16 protein-coding genes are annotated in these 18815 nt (G+C 68.3%); 6 read left to right on the top strand and 10 right to left on the bottom strand.

What is annotated here, in order from left to right:
* The 10 genes from MCHUDSM44219_RS11995 to MCHUDSM44219_RS12040 form a co-directional block, all read right to left on the bottom strand.
* The coding region (locus MCHUDSM44219_RS11995) for an MCE family protein (RefSeq protein ID WP_048418476.1) at nucleotides 1-1489 on the bottom strand (1489 nt) is incomplete at its 3' end.
* Nucleotides 1490-2656 carry an MCE family protein gene (locus MCHUDSM44219_RS12000; protein ID WP_048418477.1) on the bottom strand — a complete coding sequence of 389 codons (1167 nt, stop codon included), beginning with the start codon at nucleotides 2654-2656 and terminating at the stop codon, nucleotides 1490-1492. It abuts the gene before it with no gap.
* Complete coding sequence (locus MCHUDSM44219_RS12005; RefSeq protein WP_048418478.1) at nucleotides 2656-4062, bottom strand: MCE family protein; 1407 nt, start codon at nucleotides 4060-4062, stop codon at nucleotides 2656-2658. Before MCHUDSM44219_RS12005 ends, MCHUDSM44219_RS12000 begins: the two co-directional genes overlap by 1 nt.
* On the bottom strand, nucleotides 4059-5117 hold the full coding sequence (locus tag MCHUDSM44219_RS12010) for a virulence factor Mce family protein (RefSeq protein WP_048418479.1): 1059 nt from the start codon (nucleotides 5115-5117) through the stop codon (nucleotides 4059-4061). Before MCHUDSM44219_RS12010 ends, MCHUDSM44219_RS12005 begins: the two co-directional genes overlap by 4 nt.
* Nucleotides 5110-6150: an MCE family protein gene (locus tag MCHUDSM44219_RS12015; RefSeq protein WP_048418480.1), complete on the bottom strand. Its 1041-nt coding sequence runs from the start codon at nucleotides 6148-6150 to the stop codon at nucleotides 5110-5112. The genes MCHUDSM44219_RS12010 and MCHUDSM44219_RS12015 overlap by 8 nt, the downstream gene beginning before the upstream one ends.
* Nucleotides 6150-7352 carry an MCE family protein gene (locus MCHUDSM44219_RS12020; RefSeq protein ID WP_048418481.1) on the bottom strand — a complete coding sequence of 401 codons (1203 nt, stop codon included), beginning with the start codon at nucleotides 7350-7352 and terminating at the stop codon, nucleotides 6150-6152. Before MCHUDSM44219_RS12020 ends, MCHUDSM44219_RS12015 begins: the two co-directional genes overlap by 1 nt.
* A gap of 12 nt (nucleotides 7353-7364) precedes the next feature.
* Nucleotides 7365-8207, bottom strand: coding sequence for an MlaE family ABC transporter permease (locus MCHUDSM44219_RS12025; RefSeq protein WP_048418482.1), 843 nt, complete (start codon nucleotides 8205-8207; stop codon nucleotides 7365-7367).
* Nucleotides 8208-8214: 7 nt separating this feature from the next.
* Entirely contained in the window at nucleotides 8215-8979 is a 765-nt protein-coding gene (locus MCHUDSM44219_RS12030) for an MlaE family ABC transporter permease (RefSeq protein ID WP_048418483.1), read from the bottom strand.
* 260 nt (nucleotides 8980-9239) lie between these two features.
* Nucleotides 9240-10148, bottom strand: a complete 909-nt coding sequence (locus MCHUDSM44219_RS12035) for a 3-oxoacyl-ACP reductase (protein WP_048418484.1) — start codon at nucleotides 10146-10148, stop codon at nucleotides 9240-9242.
* 13 nt (nucleotides 10149-10161) lie between these two features.
* Nucleotides 10162-10353 (bottom strand): ferredoxin, encoded by a 192-nt coding sequence (locus MCHUDSM44219_RS12040; RefSeq protein WP_048418485.1) that lies wholly within the window; start codon nucleotides 10351-10353, stop codon nucleotides 10162-10164.
* Nucleotides 10354-10523: 170 nt separating this feature from the next.
* Here MCHUDSM44219_RS12040 and MCHUDSM44219_RS12045 point away from each other — a divergent pair, with 170 nt between their 5' ends.
* From MCHUDSM44219_RS12045 to MCHUDSM44219_RS12070, 6 genes are all read left to right on the top strand, one after another.
* Nucleotides 10524-11705 carry an acyl-CoA dehydrogenase family protein gene (locus tag MCHUDSM44219_RS12045; RefSeq protein WP_048418486.1) on the top strand — a complete coding sequence of 394 codons (1182 nt, stop codon included), beginning with the start codon at nucleotides 10524-10526 and terminating at the stop codon, nucleotides 11703-11705.
* A 13-nt stretch (nucleotides 11706-11718) separates the two neighbouring features.
* Nucleotides 11719-12798, top strand: a 1080-nt coding sequence (locus tag MCHUDSM44219_RS12050; RefSeq protein WP_131722309.1) for an acyl-CoA dehydrogenase family protein, incomplete at its 3' end; no start/stop codon positions are given.
* A gap of 100 nt (nucleotides 12799-12898) precedes the next feature.
* On the top strand, nucleotides 12899-14377 hold the full coding sequence (gene fadD17, locus MCHUDSM44219_RS12055; protein WP_048418487.1) for a long-chain-fatty-acid--CoA ligase FadD17: 1479 nt from the start codon (nucleotides 12899-12901) through the stop codon (nucleotides 14375-14377).
* Between the two features lie 29 nt (nucleotides 14378-14406).
* Nucleotides 14407-16047, top strand: coding sequence for a steroid-22-oyl-CoA synthetase (casI, locus tag MCHUDSM44219_RS12060; RefSeq protein ID WP_048418676.1), 1641 nt, complete (start codon nucleotides 14407-14409; stop codon nucleotides 16045-16047).
* Complete coding sequence (locus tag MCHUDSM44219_RS12065; protein WP_048418488.1) at nucleotides 16040-17623, top strand: FAD-binding protein; 1584 nt, start codon at nucleotides 16040-16042, stop codon at nucleotides 17621-17623. Before casI ends, MCHUDSM44219_RS12065 begins: the two co-directional genes overlap by 8 nt.
* Nucleotides 17620-18780: a 3-ketosteroid-9-alpha-monooxygenase, oxygenase component gene (locus tag MCHUDSM44219_RS12070; protein ID WP_048418489.1), complete on the top strand. Its 1161-nt coding sequence runs from the start codon at nucleotides 17620-17622 to the stop codon at nucleotides 18778-18780. Before MCHUDSM44219_RS12065 ends, MCHUDSM44219_RS12070 begins: the two co-directional genes overlap by 4 nt.
* Nucleotides 18781-18815 lie beyond the last annotated feature (35 nt).

An 18815-nucleotide genomic window follows, 5' to 3' on the forward strand; every position in this document is an offset into this window, starting at 1 on the left:
GCACGGGCAGGCCGGCGAGCAGGGTCGACTCCTCGTTGCGCGGCACCACCTGGTCGGGCGGCGCGAAGTACGGCCACGGGGCCGGCAGCGGGCCCGGCTCGTTGGGCGGCACCGGCAGCGGGAACGGCGCGTGCGGGGCCGGTCCCGGACCGGGGACGGCACCCGGCGGCAGCTGGACGACGGGCGGCCCGGGATCCGGATCGACCTGGGGCGGGATGAACGGGAACTTGTTGGGCGGCAGGATGTTGCGCCCGTCCTCGATCGGCGTCCCGAGCGGCACCGGCGGTCCCCGCCAGGGATTGGTGCCCACCGGAACGTAACCCTTGGGATCGCGGCACAGCTGGATCGTCGGTGCGCGCTTGCCCGGGAACTCCTGGCACGGGTAATTGCGCGCCCCGCGCACGACGGCCGGATCGTTCTGCGGCGTCTTGCAGTACAGATCGGTGGGCAGTTCGCGCAGCGTCGTGTCGGCCGGTGAGCGGATCTGCGTCGGCGGGATGAACCCGACCGAACAGCTCGGCGGATCGTTCAGGTGGATCTTGAAGTCCAGCTTGCCGCCCTCGTCGGCCGGCACGCCGCCGGCCACGGTGTTCAGTGCCGCGAGCAGAGCCGGGAAGATCACCAGGGCCTGCTCGATCGACTTGTTGTAGATGACCCCGATCCGGCCCAGGTTCGCGAGGTTGGCGGCGAGCATCGGGAAGTTCGGCCGGATGCCCTCGAAGGTGTCGCTCGCGACGCCGGCGGCGCCGGGTGCGGTCTGCAGCAGCGTGCGCAGCTGCGGATCGGCGTTGGCCACCTCGCCGGTGAACCGTGCCAGGCCGTCGGCCAGTGAGCGGATGCTGTCCCCGCTGGCGATCTGCGAATCGAGGAACGGCCCCGCCTGGTCGATCAGCTGGGTGGTCTGCCCGTAGTTGGCATTGGCCTCGTCGACGAGGAGCCGGGCGGACTGGATCAGCCGGGCGAGCTCGGGCCCGGAACCGTTGAACGCCTTGAACGTCTCGCGGAGCAGGTCCTTGATGCGGCTGTTGCCGACGCTGTTGACCAACGACTCGGCCTGGTTCAGCAGGCCCGCGATGTCCTGGCCGATCGCCGTGCGGTCCACGGGGATGTCGGAGCCGTTGCGCAGCGTCGCCGTCGCGGCCTTCGCGGGCGGGACCAGATCGACGTACTGCTCGCCCACCGCGGACACGCTCTTGACCGTCGCGGTCACGTTGTCCGGCACCGGGGTTCCGCTGTCGAGCCGCATGTGCGCGACGACCCCGGTGTCGCTGAGACCGACCGACTCGACCTGGCCCACCGTCACCCCGCGGTAGGTCACGTTGGCGTTCTGGTACAGACCGCCGGCCGCGGTGAAGTTCGCGGTCACCTGGTATGAGTTCAGCCCGATCGCCTCGGGCACGCGCAGGTAGAAGATCGAGATCGCCCCGACGGTCAGCACCGTGACGACCGCGAAGATCGAGAGTTGAATCCTGGAGAGCCGGTCCAGCATCTACGGTGCCCCCTCGTGCTGGGTCGCCGTGCCCGGCGGGATCTTGAAGGGATCGGCCGCCTGCCCGGACAGGTTCGCCATCGCCCCGGTCAGGAAGTCGGGCGGGTTGATGATCTCCCCCATCCGCTTCATGTTCGGGTCCAGCCCGAGCGAGGTGGTGAACACCGACTCCCCGAGGCGGCGCAGCGTGAGGTCGAACGTGACGAACACGTTCAGGTAGTCGCCGCGGACCGCCTTGCGCAGGTACTGGTAGTGGAACGGGAATGTCGGGAGGAACTCGAGGTCCTTGATGAAGTCGTCGGCGTTGTCGTTGAGCGCCTTGATCACCGGGAAGAAGTCCTTCAGATCCTCGGCGAGGTCGACCTTCGTCTCGGACAGGATCTTCGAGCCGACGACGGCGAGCCGCCGCAGCGCGGTGAAGGTGTCCACGATCGTGGCGCTGTTGCGGTCGAGCACCTCCAGGGCGGCGGGCAGGGTGTCCAGCGTGCGGCCCAGGCTGTCCTTGCTGCGCGCGAGGATGCCCGCGAACCGGTCCAGCCCTTCGGCGGCGGCGATGATGTCGTTGGTCTGGCGGTCCAGCGACGACGTCAGTTCCGCCAGGCGCGGAATCAGATCGGTGAAGGTGCCCTGCCGGTCGACGACCGCGTTGTAGAACTCCTCGGTGATGTCCTGCAACGCACCGAGATTGCCCTTGTTGACGACGACGCCCAGCGAGGACAGCACTTCCTCGGTCGTCGGATAGCGACCGGTGCGGTCCAGCGGGATCTTGTCGCCCTGCGCCAGCCGGCCCACGGCCTTGCCTTCCGGCGCGGCGAGCTCGACGTGCTGAGAGCCCAGCAGCGAGGTCTGGGCCACCTTGGCCACGGCGTTGGCCGGCAGAGTGACGTCCTTGTCGAGCGACAGTTTGACCGCCGCGTAGAACGAGCCGTCGGCGCGCTGCACGGCGTCGATGCCCGAGACGCTGCCGACCGTCACGTCGTTGACCATGACCGGTGAGTTCTGCGGCAGCGTCGCGACATCGGGCAACTCGACGGTGATGGAGAACGCGCCCTCGCCGTGACCGGCGGTGCCCGGCATGTTCAGCGAGTTGAGCCCGCCGAACTCGCACCCCGAGACCAGCACCGTCAGCATGCCGAGAGCCACGGCCGGTTTGACGACGTTGCGCATCAGCCACCCCCTCCGGCCGGTGCGGGCCCGGGTGCGGGCCCGGGTGCGGGCCCTGGCGCCGGTGCGGCCGCGGGACCGCCGTTGTGCGACGAACCCTGCGGCGCGGCAGCACTACTCGGCGTCGTCGGCAGGAACAGCGAGGTGAGGTCGGCGCCCGGCGCCAGCTGCGGCGGTGTGGTGCCGGGTGCGTTCTGCCACTGCAGGTACGGCACCGGGGTCTGGGCCTTGGCCTCCGTCGCCGGGGTGTCGTAGATGATCTGACCCTTGTAGGCGGTGATGCTGTTGATCGGGTGGAACAGCAGCGGCGGGAAGTTCATCGCGATCCGCTTGAACACCGGACCCATCCGCTGACGGCAGATCTCTGCGCGCTTGTAGTTGTCCGGGTTGGCGCCGATGTCGAAGGTGCCACCGCAGATGAACTGCACCGGGTTGGCGAAGTTGGGCAGCGTCAGCAGGCCACCGACGGTGCCCTGGGCGGGGTTGTAGATGTTGTAGAAGTTCGCCAGGCCGTTCGGGGTGATGTGCAGGATCTGCTCGATGTCGTCACTGTGCTCGGTGAGCAGGTTGGTGAAATCGGTCAGCTTGGCGACCTGGTCGATCAGCGCCTTGTTGTTCTCGCCCAGCAGTCCCTTGACGTCGGACAGCGCCTGGTTCAGCGTGCCCAGCGTGTTGTCCAGATCGGTGGAGCTGTCGGCGAGCACCTGGGACACCGACGCCACGTGATTGGTGAACTGGACGATCTGCTGGTTGCTGTTCGACAGCGCGTTCACCAGCACCTGCAGATTGCGGACCGTGCCGAACAGGTCGGTGCGGGAGTCACCGAGCCGCCCCGCCGTCTGGGACAGTTCGCGGATCGCCTGCCGGAACGAATCGCCGTTGCCGTCGAGGGTGTCGGCAGCCTGGTCCACGAACGCCTTGAGCGGTCCCTGCACCGAGTTCTGCTGCGGACCCAGCTGCGAACTGAGTTGCGTCAGCTGCTCTTTGACCTCGTCCCACTCGACCGGCACGGCGGTGCGGTCCAGGCCGATCTCGGCGCCGTCGGCCATCACCGGACCACCGGTGTAGGCGGGGGCGAGCTGAATGAAGCGCGCCGCCACCAGGTTCGGCGAGATGATCAACGCCTGGGCGTTCGCCGGCAGCTTGATCCCGTCGTCGATGGTCATGGTGATCTTGACGTCGTCGGCGCGAGGCTCGATCGAGTCGATGCGCCCCACCGGCACGCCGATGACGCGCACTTCGTCACCCGAGTACAGGCCGACCGCGGAGGAGAAGTAGGCGACCACCTTGTGCCCGGTGCGCGACGGCCACAGCAGATACGCGCCCGACGCCAGCACCGCGACGAGGACCACCGCCAGTGCGATACGCAGCACGCGGCCTTTCCCGGAGTTCGACTTCTGTTCGGTCATGGCGACTTCGGCCTGATGATGAGCCGCTCGGAGATGAATCCGCGCAGGTAGTCGGCAAGGCTGTCGGGCAGTTTGCCCGGCTGGAAGTAGGTGTCGAGCAGCACCTCGGACAGCGTGGCGGGCGGCAGGCCGTAGAGGTTGATCTGGAATCCCGGGCCCGATCCGACGACCTCGCCGAGCGCGGTGGCGTACGGCGGCAGCCGCTTGAGCGCCTCGCCGATGTGGTCGCGGCGCTCCAACAGGTTGTCCATCACCAGGTTCAGCTTCTCCAGGGCCGGACCGAATTCGCGCTTGTTGTCGGCCACGAAGCCCGACAGTTGCGCCGAGACGTCGTCGATGCCGGCGATCAGGTTGCTCAGTGCCTGACGGCGCTCGTCCAGGGCGGCGAACAGCATGTTGCCGTCGATGATGAGCTGGTTGACCTGACCCGAACGCTGGGCCAGCGTGTCGGACACCCGCTTGGCGTGGGTGAGCAGCTGTTCGAGGGCCTCGTCGCGCTTGTTGAGGCTGCGCGACAGGCTGGCGACGCCGTCGAGAGCGCTGCGCAACTGCGGCTTGGCGTCGCGCAGCGAATCGGTGAGCGTCTGCAGCGCCTGCTCGAAGCGTGGCTTGTCCAGTTCGCTGGCGTTCTGCCCGAGATCCTGCAGCGCGGTGTTGAGCGTGTACGGAGTGGTGGTGCGGCCCAACGGGATCGACGTGACCGAGCCGGCGCCCCTCGGGGTGACCGCCAGCGACTTCTCGCCGAGCACGGTGTCGGTCTTGATCGCCACCAGCGACTGGTCACCGACGCGGATCTTGCGGTCCACGGTGAACGCCACCTTCGCGGTGTCCCCCGCCAGCTCGACGCTCTTGACCTTGCCGACGTTGATGCCCGAGACATTGACGTCGTTGCCCGGCGAGATGCCGCCGGCATCGGTGAAGAACGCCTCATAGGGCTTGCCCTGCGGCATGAACGGCAGGTTGCTGTAGCCGAACGAGACCAGCACCAGGCAGGTCACCAGCACGATGCCGAAGATGCCTGTGCGGAGCGGGTTTCCGCCCTCGGGGCTAGCCATTGTCGGAACACCTCCCCTTGGACGGGTCCGACGGTCCGCCGAACGGGATCAGGATGTCGCTACCCGCCGGGCCGTTGATCTTCATCCGGATCGAGCAGTAGTAGATGTTGAAGAACGATCCATACGCGCCGAGAGCGTTGAGCCGCAGGTAGTTCTCCGCGAGCGGTTCGATCACCTTGTTGACGTCGCCCTTGCGCTCGTCGAGGCGCTGCGCCAGGGGGCGGACGTTCTCGAGCACGCCCTGCAGCGGCCGCCGGCTGTTCTGCAGTGTCTCGGTCAGGTCGTTGGTGGCCGAGGCGAGCGGGCTGATGGCACCGGCGATGGGGTCACGCCCCTCGGCCAGACTGGTCAGCAGTTTCTGCAGTCGATCGACGGTGGCGTCGAACTGCGCGCCCTTCTCGTCGACCGTGCCCAACACCGTGTTGAGATCGTTGATCACGTCGCCGATCAGCTGGTCGCGCGCCGACAGGTTCTGCGTGAAAGCGCTGGTGCTGGAGAGCATCTGGGACAGCGCGCCGCCCTGCCCCTGAAGGAGTTCGATGATCGCGTTGCTGACCTCGTTGATCTTCTGTCCGTCGAGACCCTTGAACACCGGACGCAGGCCGCCGAGGAGCGCGTCGAGATCCAGCGCCGGCGCGGTGTTGGTCAGCGTGCCGCCGGGCGGCACCTTCACCAGATCTCCCGGCCCCGACACGATCTCCAGGTAGCGGTCGCCGACCAGGTTCTCGTAGCGCACCACCGCCCGGGTCGACGTGTAGAGCTGATAGCGCTCGCTGAGGTTGAACGCCACGTCGACGGTGTTGTCGTCGTTGAGCGTGACGTCCTTGACGCTGCCCACCGGCACTCCGGCGATCCGGACGTCCTGACCTGCCTTCAGCCGCGACGCGTCGGTGAACGTCGCGTGGTAGTTCTTGTCCGATCCGAAGCGGAACTCCCCGAACACCACCACCAGCATCGCGCCCACCAGCAGCATGACCACGGTGAACACCCCGACGTTGATCAGGATGCGGTTCTCCCTGTTGAGTCTGCTCATCAGAAGTCGTCCCTTTCGGCGTATGCGCCGTTGAACAGGAACTGCAGGGTCGAGGGTGCGTCGAACTGCAGCTCGGTGTTCGGCTGGAACGGCACGTAGGCGTTGTCGGTGACGAGGAACGGGGTGCGATACCAGCTGCCGCCGTACTGCTTGCTCGGAACGTTGGGCAGGCCACGGCAATTGGGGCCACCAGAGGCGTTGACGATCGGCAGGCTCTCCGGATAGGTGTACGCCGGCGCGCCGGGGAGGAAGTTCGACGAGACGAACAGGCCGGGCCGGATGCCACCGATGATCGGCGCGAACCGGTCGATGGCGTTCGAGGTGCCTTCGAGCACGCAGCCGATCTCCGGTGAGTATTCGCCGGCCACCCGTAGCGGCGCCCGCAACCGCTGGATCGCGGCGATGAAGTCGTTCGCACCGGGCTCCAGGGTGTCCGCCGCCGAGTTGCCCAGGCCGGTGGCGGCCAGCAGCGTCGCGTTGAGGTTGTCCTGTTCCTCGACCACGGTCCGGCTGATCGCCGGCGCGTTGTCGAACACCTTCACCAGGTCGGGTGCCGCGTCGCCGTAGATGTTGGTGACGATGGCGGTCTTGCGGAAGTCGTCCTGCAGAGTCGGCAGCTTCGGGTTCAGTTGCTGCAGATAGTAATTCAGCCCTGACAGGCCGGCGCCCAGGTCGTCGCCGTGGCCGCGCAGGCCCTCGGCCAGCGCGGAGAGCGTCGCGTTCAGGTTCACCGGGTCGATCTTGCCCAGCACATCGCTGAGGGTCTGGAACAGCGTGTTGACCTCGAGTTGGACGTCCTGGGCGCGCACCTCGGTACCCGGTCGCAGCGACGTCTTGTCGGGATCCGACGGGGTCAGGAACTCCACGGACTTGGCGCCGAAGATCGTGTTGCCCGCGATGCGGACCGTGGCGTTGGACGGGATGTAGCGCAAGTCGCCACGGTTGATGGCCAGCGTCAGTTTGGCGTCGTCCCCGGCGTATTCGATGGCCTCGACCTGGCCGACCTGCAGGCCGCGGTACTTGACCTTGGCCTTGGCCTCCATCACCAGGCCCGCCCGCGGCGACAGGATCGTCACCTTGTCGGTGGGCGTGAACGCCGCGGTGTAGGACAGGTAGGTGAACACCGCGGCGGCGAGCACCAGCGCAGCGAGGATCGCCGCAGCGATCCTCACGTGGCTGCGCTTGGCGTCACCGTTGGCCATCGATGTCCTGTCTTATCCGGAGAGGTTGAAGTTGCCCGAGGCGCCGTAGACGGCCAGGGAGATGAACAGCACGATCGTCACGACGACGATCAGCGAGGTGCGCACGGCCTGACCCACGGCGATGCCCACGCCGACCGGGCCGCCGGAGGCGTTGTAGCCGTAGTAGGTGTGCACGAGCATGACCGCGATCGACATGACGATGGCCTGCAGGAACGACCACAGCAGGTCGCTGGGCACCAGGAAGGTGTTGAAGTAGTGGTCGTAGAGGCCCGCGGACTGGCCGTTGATGTAGACGGTGGTGAACCGGGCGGCGAAGAACGCCGCCAGCACCGACAGCGCGTAGAGCGGGACGATCGCGATCAGCCCGGCGATCAGCCGGGTGGAGACGAGATACGAGACCGAGTGCACGGCCATCGATTCGACGGCGTCGATCTCCTCGGCGACCCGCATTGCGCCCAGTTGGGCGGTGGCGCCGGCGCCGATCGTCGCCGCGAGCGCGATGCCGGCGATCACCGGGGCGACGATGCGCACGTTGAGGAAGGCCGAGAGGAACCCGGTGAGGGCCTCGATGCCGATGTTGCCCAGCGACGAGTAGCCCTGCACGGCGATGACGCCGCCGGAGGCCAGCGTCATGAACGCCGCGACACCGACCGTCCCGCCGATCATCACGAGCGCGCCGGTACCCATCGTCATCTCGGCGATAAGCCGCACGGTCTCACGCCGGTAGCGGGTGATCGCGTTGGGGATGTAGCGCACCGATTCGCCGTAGAACAGCGCCTGCTCACCCACGGTGTCCACCATGCGCGGCACCCCGCGGAACGCGCGCCGCAGCCGCAGCGTGACGTCGTAACTCATGAGGCGCTCACCGGGCCAGCACCCGCACCCCGACGGCCGTCATGATCACGTTGATCACGAACAGACAGATGAACGCGTAGACCACGGTCTCGTTGACCGCGTTGCCGACCCCTTTGGGGCCGCCTTTGACCGTGAGCCCGCGGTAGCAGCCCACCAGCCCGGCGACGACACCGAACAGCAGCGCCTTGATCTCGGCGAGTACCAACTCCCCCAGACCGGTCAGCACGGTGAGCCCGTTGATGAAGGCGCCCGGATTGACCCCCTGCAGGAAGACGGAGAAGACGTAGCCGCCGGACAGGCCGATCAGGCAGACCAGACCGTTGAGCAGCAGCGCCACGAACGTCGACGCCAGCACGCGCGGCACGACCAGACGCTGGATGGGGTCGATGCCCAGTACCCGCATCGCGTCGATCTCCTCGCGGATGGTGCGAGCACCCAGGTCGGCACAGATGGCAGTGGCCCCCGCGCCGGCGACCACCAGCACCGTCACCACGGGGCCGAGCTGGGTGATGGTGCCGAACGCCGTGCCGGCCCCCGACAGATCGGCCGCACCGATCTCGCGCAGCAGGATATTGAGCGTGAACGCCACGAGGACCGTGAACGGGATCGCCACCAGCAGCGTGGGCACCAGCGACACCCGCGCGATCATCCAGGTCTGGTCGAGGAACTCACGAAACTGGAACGGGCGGCGGAAGGTCTTGGCGAAGGTGTCCAGGGACATCTCGACGAACCCGCCCACGGCCCGCGCGGGCGCCGCAAGCTGTTCGATCAACCTCTGCTCCGATCTCGGTCCAGGGCATCGACGACGTGCGCGTTGGCGAACTCATATAACGAAGCCGACCGCGACGGAATCCCACCCTTGTGCTCAACGATGCTCTTCGTGAGCCGGATCATACTAACTAGAACACGTTCGCCGTGTCAAAGTCCGGCAAATCGGGCCAAGTTCTTATATTATCGCAGTTCAGAGCCAGTGTGACCCACATCATTCTAGAACACGTTCTAGTCGATGGGAAGCACTGACAACCGAGACTGTCAGTCTCTGTCCCCGAGGCCCATAGCCGCCGAGAAACTCTTCTCTGGATCGCGATCAGCAAAGTAATCCTGCAGGGTCGCTGAAAGCGCTGACGGATCCCATTCGTCGCCGTCGGCACTGAACTGTTTCTCTGCCGTCGGCGCCGCAAGAAGCGTCACCGTCGGACCATAGACGATGAACAGCTGTCCGTTGACGGCTTCGGCCGCAGGCGAGGCCAGGAATCGGACCAGGTTGACCACGTGCTCGGGCGACAGCGGGTCCACTGCGCCGTCGGCGAGCTCGGGCGCGTCGCCGAACACATCCGCGGTCATGGCGGTGCGGGCGCGCGGGGCGATCGCGTTGGCGCGCACGCCGAAGCGGCCGAGCGCGCGGGCCGCCGACAGCGTCAGCGCCGTGATCCCGGCCTTGGCGGCGCCGTAGTTGGGCTGCCCGATCGGGCCGGACAGACCCGCCTCCGAAGACGTGTTGATGATCCGCCCGTACACCTGGCCGTCGCCGGCCTTGGCCTTGGACCGCCAGTAGGTGGCCGCGTTGCGGGTCAGCAGGAAGTGGCCGCGCAGGTGCACCGCGATGACCGCATCCCACTCCTCGTCGGTCATGTTGAACAGGATGCGATCCCGGGTGATGCCGGCGTTGTTGACGACGATGCCCAGGCCGCCGAGTCCCTCGGCGGTCTCGACGAGCTCGTCGGCGGTGGAGCGCTCACTGATGTCGCCCGCAACGGCGACGCCCTTCGAGCCCGCACCGGCGATCTCGTCGAGGACGTCGGAGCGGTCGAGCGCCGGGGCGATGTCATTGACGACGACGGTGGCGCCGGCCCGGGCGAGTCCGATGGCTTCGGCACGGCCCAGGCCGGCGGCGGCGCCGGTGACGACCGCGACGCGGCCGGACAGATCGATGTCGGTCAACTTATGAATACCTCTAGTCGTGTCGGATCAGGGCGGCGCGCGGGCACTCGGCGACGGCCTGCTCGGCCACCGCCTCCTCGTCGGCGGGGACGGGGTCGGCCTTCACCACCGCGTAGTCCTCGTCGTCGAGCTCGAACAGGTCGGGGGCTATTCCGACGCAGACGGCGTTGCCTTCACAACGGTCACGATCCACTTCCACTCGCATGACAACCTCCTGACGGTCCTTCGCTGACGGGCGCTGCGCGGAGCACCCAGTGTGGCACCACCCTGGACCCCAAGACTAGAACGTGTTACAACCGGGGAAGACCTGAGGTGTTCACATGGGCATCCGGGATGGCACCGGGATACAGGCTCGCAGACTAGTGAGGACGCGCGATGCGGATCGGCTACACCCCCGAACAAGAGGAGTTGCGTCGCGAACTGCGCGCCTACTTCTCGAAGCTCATGACGCCCGAGCGCGCCGAAGCGCTGGCGAGCAACGACGGTGAGATGGGGCGCGGAAACGTCTACCGCGAGACCGTCGCCCAGATGGGCAAGGACGGGTGGCTGACGCTGTCCTGGCCGAAGGAGTACGGCGGGCAGGCGCGTCCCCCCATGGACGGGCTGATCTTCAACGACGAGGCGGCGATCGCCAACGTCCCGGTGCCGTTCCTGACGATCAACAGCGTCGCGCCGACGATCATGGGTTTCGGTAGCGACGAGCAGAAGGCGTTCTTCCTGCCCAAGATCGCCGCCGGGGAACTGCACTTCTCGATCGGGTATTCCGAGCCGGGTGCCGGCACCGACCTCGCCTCGCTGCGCACCACCGCGGTGCGCGACGGCGACGACTACGTGATCAACGGCCAGAAGATGTGGACGTCGCTGATCGCCTACGCCGACTACGTGTGGCTGGCAGCGCGGACGAACCCGGACGCCAAGAAGCACCGCGGCATCTCGATGCTGATCGTGCCGACCACGGCGGAGGGTTTCTCGTGGACGCCGGTGCACACCATGGCCGGTGTGGACACCAGCGCGACCTACTACCAGGACGTCCGGGTACCGGTGACCAGCCTCGTCGGCGAGGAGAACGCCGGCTGGAAGCTGGTCACCAACCAGCTCAACCACGAGCGGGTGGCCCTGGTCTCGGCACAGCCCATCTTCCTGGCGCTCAATGCCGTTCGCGAGTGGGCGCAGAACACCAAGGACGTGCACGGCAACCGGCTCATCGATTCGGAGTGGGTGCAACTCAACCTCGCCCGGGTGCATGCCAAGGCCGAGGTGCTCAAGCTGATCAACTGGGAGCTCGCCTCGACCGAGAACGCGGCCCCGTCACCGGCCGACGCGTCGGCGGCCAAGGTCTACGGCACCGAGTTGGCGACCGAGGCCTACCGCCTGCTGATGGAGGTGCTGGGAACCGCCGCCACGCTGCGCACGAACTCGCCGGGTGCGCTGCTGCGCGGCCGCATCGAGCGTATGCACCGCTCCTGTTTGATCCTGACCTTCGGGGGCGGCACCAACGAGATCCAGCGCGACATCATCGGCATGGTCGCGCTCGGCCTGCCCCGAGTGAACCGGTAAGGAGACGTCCCGGATGGACTTCACGACCACAGAGGCCAGCGAGGATCTCGGCGGCCTGGTGCGCACCATCACCGAGTCGATCTGCACGCCCGAGCATCAGCGCGCACTCGACGGCCTCGGCCCCGACGCGGGCGGGCGGTTCGACCGTGATCTCTGGAGCAAGCTGATCGACGCCGACATCCTGTCCACCACGTCGCCGGAGTCGTTGGGCGGTGTCGGTTTCGGGGTGCTGGAGGAGGTCGCGGTACTGGTGGCGCTGGGCCGTCAACTGGCCGCGGTGCCCTACCTCGAATCGGTGGTGCTCGGCGCGGGTGCGCTCGCCACGTTCGGCTTTGAGGCGCTGCAGCAGGAGTGGGCGGCACCGGCGATCGCGGGCGAGAAGATCCTCACGATCGCACTCGACGGCGAGATGGGTGAGGGCCCGGTCCGCGCGCAGGGCACCGGGTCGGGCTTCACGCTCACCGGGACGCGCACGCTGGTCGCCTACGGGCCGCACGCCGACGCCTTCCTGGTGCCGGCCGAAACCGATTCGGGAACCGGCGTTTTCGTCGTCGCCGCGACGGACCCCGGTGTCACGGTGACGGCGCTGGACACCACCGGACACGGCAGTGTCGGCGCGCTGGAGCTGCACGGTGTCGAGGTGCCCGCCGAGCGCCGGGTCGGCGGGGCCGAGGTGCTGGATTGGCTGGTCACCCGCGCCGCGCTGGGCCGCAGCGCCTACCAGCTGGGTGTGCTGGAGCGGGCGCTCGAGCTCACCGCGGTCTACGCGCGTGAGCGTGAGCAGTTCGACCGGCCCATCGGCAGTTTCCAGGCGGTGTCCTCGCGGCTGGCCGACGGCTACATCGACATCAAGGGGCTGCGGCTGACCCTCACGCAGGCGGCCTGGCGGCTCTCCGAAGATCTGGCGGCCGACGTCGACGTGGCCAGTGCCGCGTTCTGGGCGGCCGAGGCGGGCCACCGGGTGGCGCACACCACGGTGCACGTGCACGGCGGTGTCGGCATCGACACCGACCATCCGGTGCACCGCCACGTGATCGACGCCGCCGCCGCAGCGTTCCCCGCCTGGCGGGACACCTCGCTGGCCAAACGCACCNACGCGGCCATGGCCAACATCGTGCGCACCATCGCCGACGATCCGCGGGTGGGGCTGACGATTCCGAGGCTGCTGAGGAAGTTGCGACCCATGTTCATGGCTGACTGACGTCGAGGACCGAGGCGTCTACGATATCGATGGCGCCGGAGAGCCGTCGTTCGTGAACTGGCGCAGCCACATTCGGCAGGCCGCCGCGCTGGCGGCGGCGCTGCGGGTGCGCCTGGATCCGACACGGCCACCCCATGTCGGGGTACTGGCGGGCAACACGCCGTTCTTCTCCGCGGTGCTGGTGGCCGCGGCGCTCTCGGGCGTCGTGCCGGTCGGGCTGAACCCCACCCGGCGCGGGGCGGCATTGCAACGCGACATCGACCACGCGGACTGCCAGCTGGTCCTGGCCGACCGCGCCAGCGCCGTGGACGGCATCGCGGCGATCGACGTCGAATCCTGTTCCTTCGCCGAGGAACTGGCCGCGCACGCCGATGCCGACGTCGAGTTCCGCCGCGCGGACCCCGACGACCTGTTCATGCTGATCTTCACCTCGGGCACCAGCGGGGATCCCAAGGCGGTGCGCTGCACCCACGAGAAGGTCGCCGTCCCCGGGCAGATGCTGGCCCAGCGGTTCGGCCTCGGCACCTCGGACACCTGCTACCTGTCCATGCCGCTGTTCCACTCGAACGCGATCATGGCCGGGTGGGCACCCGCGGTGGCCGCGGGCGCGTCGATCGCGCTGCGACGCAGGTTCTCCGCCTCGCAGTTCTTCTCCGACATCCGCCGTGTCGGGGCCACGTACGCCAACTACGTCGGCAAGCCGCTGTCCTACATCCTGGCCACGCTCGAGCGCCCAGACGACACCGACAACCCGCTGCGCGTCGCCTACGGCAACGAGGGCGCGCCGCGGGATCTGACGCGCTTCGCGCGCCGGTTCGCCGTCGAGGTGGTCGACGGGTTCGGGTCGAGCGAAGGCGGGGTGTCGATCGCGCGTACGCCCGACACACCCGAGGGTGCGCTCGGTCCGCTCGTCGGCGGCGTGACGATCCTCGATGTCGACACCGGCGAGGAGTGCCCACCCGGGGTGATCGGCGAACTGGTCAACACCGACGGGCCGGGCCAGTTCCGCGGCTACTACCGGGATCCCGACGCCGAAGCCGACCGCATGCGGGGCGGGGTCTACCACAGCGGTGACCTGGCCTACCGGGACGCGAACGGTTTCGCCTACTTCGCCGGCCGCCTCGGTGACTGGATGCGGGTCGACGGCGAGAACCTCGGGACCGCGCCGATCGAGCGCATCCTCATGCGCTACCCCGGCGTCACCGAGGCCGTGGTCTACCCGATTCCCGACGAGGCTGTCGGGGACCGGGTGATGGCAGCGCTGGTCCTGCCCGATCCGGCGGACTTCGATCCGTCGGCATTCGCCGAATTCCTCTCTCGCCAGGACGATCTCGGCCCCAAACAGTGGCCCGCGTTCGTGCGGATCGCCACCGCGCTGCCACGCACCGAGACGTTCAAGGTGGTCAAGCGCCGGCTATCGGCCGACGCCACCGACTGCGATGATCCCGTGCACGAGATCGTCCGGCCGTGATCGGATCCCGGCGCACCGACGTCGCCACGATGCTGCTCGACCGTCGCGGCGACCGGCACCCCGGTCTGCGCACCCGAGAGCGGCAGTGGTCGTGGGACGAGGTGGTGGCCGAATCGGCCGCGCGTGCCAGGCTGGCGACCGCACTGCATCACCAAAGATCCGACGACGCACCGTTTCACATCGGCGTCCTGCTCGACAACGTGCCGGACTTCGTGTTCTGGCTGGGCGGCGCCGCCCTCGCGGGCGCGACCGTCGTCGGCTTGAACCCCACCCGCGGTGCCTCGGATCTGGCCGCCGACATCCGGCACGCCGACTGCGCGATGATCGTCACCGACGCCGGTGGCGCTGCGCGCCTCGCCGATCTAGATCACGGCGTCGCGGCCGACCTGATCCTGCGGGTCGACGACGACGGCTACCGCCGTCGCGTCGAGGAGTGTCGCGGAACAGCAGTTGCCGCCAAGGGTGTCGATGCGGACACCCTTCTGCTGCTGTTGTTCACCTCCGGCACCACCGGTACGTCGAAAGCCGTGCGTTGCACCCAGGGCAGGCTGGCCCGGATCGCCTACGCCGCGACCGACAAGTTCGGCCATCACCGCGGCGACGTCGACTACTGCTGCATGCCGCTGTTCCACGGCAACGCGCTGATGGCGCTGTGGGCGCCGGCGCTGGCCAACGGTGCGACGGTGTGCCTGACCCCGACGTTCTCGGCGTCCGGCTTCCTGCCCGACGTCCGGTTCTTCGGCGCCACGTTCTTCACCTACGTCGGCAAGGCACTGGCCTACCTGATGGCCACCCCCGAGGCCCCCGACGACGCCGACAACACCCTGCAACGCGGATTCGGCACCGAGGCCTCCCCCGAGGACCAGAAGGAGTTCCGGCGCCGGTTCGGCGCCGAGTTGTTCGAGGGATACGGCTCCAGCGAGGGCGGCGCGGTCGCCGTACCGGACCCGGCCGCCCCGTCCGGCGCCCTGGGCCGTCCCGCCCACCCCGACGTGGTGGTCGTCGACCCAGGCACCGGAACGCCCTGTCCGCCTGCGGCTCTCTCCGCCACCGGACGGGTCCGCAACGCGGACGAGGCCATCGGCGAGATCGTAGACCGGCGTGCGGCGCGGGACTTCGAAGGCTACTACCGCAACGACGCCGCCGACGCCGAGCGGACCCGCAACGGCTGGTACTGGACCGGCGACCTCGGCTACGTCGACACCGAAGGGTTCCTGTACTTCGCGGGCCGACGAGGCGACTGGATCCGCGTCGACGGCGAGAACATCTCGGCACTGACCGTCGAACGCGTGCTGCGACGCCGTCCCGACGTCATCGCCGCCGCGGTGTACGGAGTTCCCGACCCGCGTTCGGGAGACCAGGTGATGGCCGCGGTCGAGGTCGCCGATCCGCGCACCTTCGACGCCGTCGGCTTCGCCGACTTCATCGCCTCGCAGGATGATCTGGGCGCCAAGGGGTTTCCGCGACTGCTCCGGGTGTCGGCGAACCTGCCGGCCACCGGGTCGAACAAGATCCTCAAACGCGATCTGCAGGCAGAGCGCTGGCACACCGCGGAGGAGGTGTACCGCTGGACCGGCCGCGGGCAACCGGAGTACCGCCTCATGAGCGCCGCCGACCGGCAGGCGCTCGACGACGAGTTCGCCGCGTACGGAAGGAAAGCCCATGTCTGACGGGATGAGCGCTCGCGCGAAGACCATCCAGCACTGGGACGAAGAGACCGACGTGCTGGTCGCCGGGTCGGGTGCAGGCGGGGTCACCGGCGCCTACACCGCGGCGCGCGAGGGCCTCGACGTCCTGCTGATCGAGGCGTCGGACAGGTTCGGCGGCACCACCGCATATTCCGGCGGCGGCGGCATGTGGTTCCCGTGCAACCCCGTCCTGCAGCGCGCCGGCGTCGACGACACCCTCGACGACGCATTGGAGTACTACAACGCCGTCGTCGGCGACCGCACACCCGCCGCGCTGCGCGAGGCCTACGTGCGTGGCGGCGCACCGCTGATCGCCTACCTCGAAGCCGATGAGCAACTGAAGTTCTCGCTGCTGCCCTGGCCCGACTACTTCGGCTCCGCCCCGAAGGCACGCACCGACGGTATGCGGCACATCGCGGCCAAGCCGCTACGGACCGCCGCCGCAACCGATCTCATCGAGCTCATCCGCGGCCCGCTCGACACCGATCGTCTCGGCCGTCCACAGCCCGAGGACTACTTCGTCGGCGGCCGTGCACTGATCGCCCGCTTCCTCATCGCGCTGCGCCGCCACCCCCACGCCGCCGTCCGGCTGAACACCGCGCTGACCCGCCTCGTCGTCGAGGACGGCGCGGTGGTGGGCGCGGTGGTGACGACCGACGAGGGCAGCCGGGCCATTCGGACCCGCCGCGGCGTGCTGCTCGCTGCGGGCGGATTCGAGCACAACGACGAGATGCGGTCCCACTACGGCGTGCCGGGCCGATCCACCGACACGATGGGGCCGCCGTCGAATCGCGGGCTGGCGCATCTGGCGGGGATCGCCGCCGGCGCCGACACGGATCTGATGGACCAGGCCTGGTGGTCGCCCGGCCTCACCCATCCCGACGGCACATCGGCCTTCGCCCTGTGGTTCACCGGCGGCATCTTCGTCGACGACGACGGCCGGCGGTTCGTCAACGAGTCGGCGGCCTACGACCGGCTGGGCCGGGGGGTGCTGGCGGCGATGGCCGACGGCGCGGTGACGTTGCCCTACTGGATGGTCTACGACGACCGTGAGGGGGTCGTGCCGCCGGTGAAGGCGCCGAACGTGTCGATGGTCGAGACCGAGCGCTACGTGGAGGCCGGATTGTGGCGCACCGCAGACACTCTCGCCGACCTGGCCGCGGCGATCGGCGTGCCCGCGTCGAATCTGGAGGACACCGTGGCGCGCTTCAACGAGTTCGCGCGCAGCGGCGTCGACGAGGACTTCGGCCGTGGCGCCGAAGCCTACGACCGCGCGTTCTCCGGCGGGGCGTCACCGCTGGTTCCGATCGATCACCCGCCGTTCCACGCGGCCGCGTTCGGCGTTTCCGATCTGGGCACCAAGGGCGGCCTGCGCACCGACGCCGCGGCGCGGGTCCTCGACACCGCGGGCGCGGTGATCCCGGGTCTCTACGCAGCGGGAAACACGATGGCCGCCCCCAGCGGCACCGCCTACCCCGGCGGCGGCAACCCCATCGGCACCAGCATGGTGTTCAGCCACCTGGCCGTGCTGGACATGACAGGAAGGACCCGTCCATGACCGAGCAGATCCGTGAGATCGACACCGGGGCCGCGATGACACGCTACGCCCGCGGCTGGCACTGCCTCGGGCTCGCCGAGACGTTTCGGGATGGAAAGCCGCACAGCATTAACGCTTTCGGCACCATGCTCGTGGTCTTCGCCGATTCCACCGGCGCGCTCAAAGTCCTCGACGGGTACTGCCGCCACATGGGCGGCAACCTCGGCCAGGGCACCGTCAAGGGCGACGACATCGCGTGCCCGTTCCACGACTGGCGGTGGCGCGGCGACGGCAGATGCTCACTGGTGCCGTACGCGAAGCGGACCCCGCGGATGGCGCGGACCAGAGCGTGGCGCACCACCGAGGTGAACGGCCAGCTGCTGGTCTGGCACGACCCGGAGGGCTCCACGCCGCCGGCCGAGCTCACCCCGCCGACGATCGAGGGCTACGACGAGGGCCGCTGGTCGCCCTGGCAGTGGAGTTCCATCCTCATCGAGGGCGCGCACTGCCGCGAGATCGTCGACAACAACGTCGACATGGCGCACTTCTTCTACATCCACCACGCGTATCCGACCTACTTCAAGAACGTGATCGAAGGGCACACCGCCAGCCAGTACATGGAGTCCAAACCGCGGCCCGACTACACAGCAGATCCCGAGAAGCTCTGGGAAGGAACACACCTGAGGTCGGAGGCCACGTACTTCGGGCCCGCCTACATGATCAACTGGCTGCACAACGACCTGGCGCCCGGTTTCACCGTCGAGGTGGCGCTGATCAACTGCCACTACCCGGTGACACACCACTCCTTCGTGCTGCAGTGGGGCGTGGCCGTCGCCGAGATGCCCGGACTGCCCGCCGACAAGGCCGCCAAGCTCGCGGCGGCGATGAACCGGACGTTCGGCGAAGGCTTCCTCCAGGACGTCGAAATCTGGAAGAACAAGACCCGCATCGACAACCCGTTGCTGACCGAGGAGGACGGCCCGGTGTACCAGCACCGGCGCTGGTATCAGCAGTTCTACGTCGACGCCGCCGACGTCACGCCCGACATGACCGACCGCTTCGAGCAGGAGGTCGACACCACCCACGCCTTTGATCTGTGGCAACAGGAGGTGGAACACAACCTGGCCCGCATCGCCGCGGACAAGACGGCCGCACCGACAGACACAGCAAACAAGTAGTTGCAAAGGCCAGTTCCCTGGACAAGGCCGATGTC

Source organism: Mycolicibacterium chubuense (assembly GCF_001044255.1).
Taxonomy (GTDB): domain Bacteria; phylum Actinomycetota; class Actinomycetes; order Mycobacteriales; family Mycobacteriaceae; genus Mycobacterium; species Mycobacterium chubuense.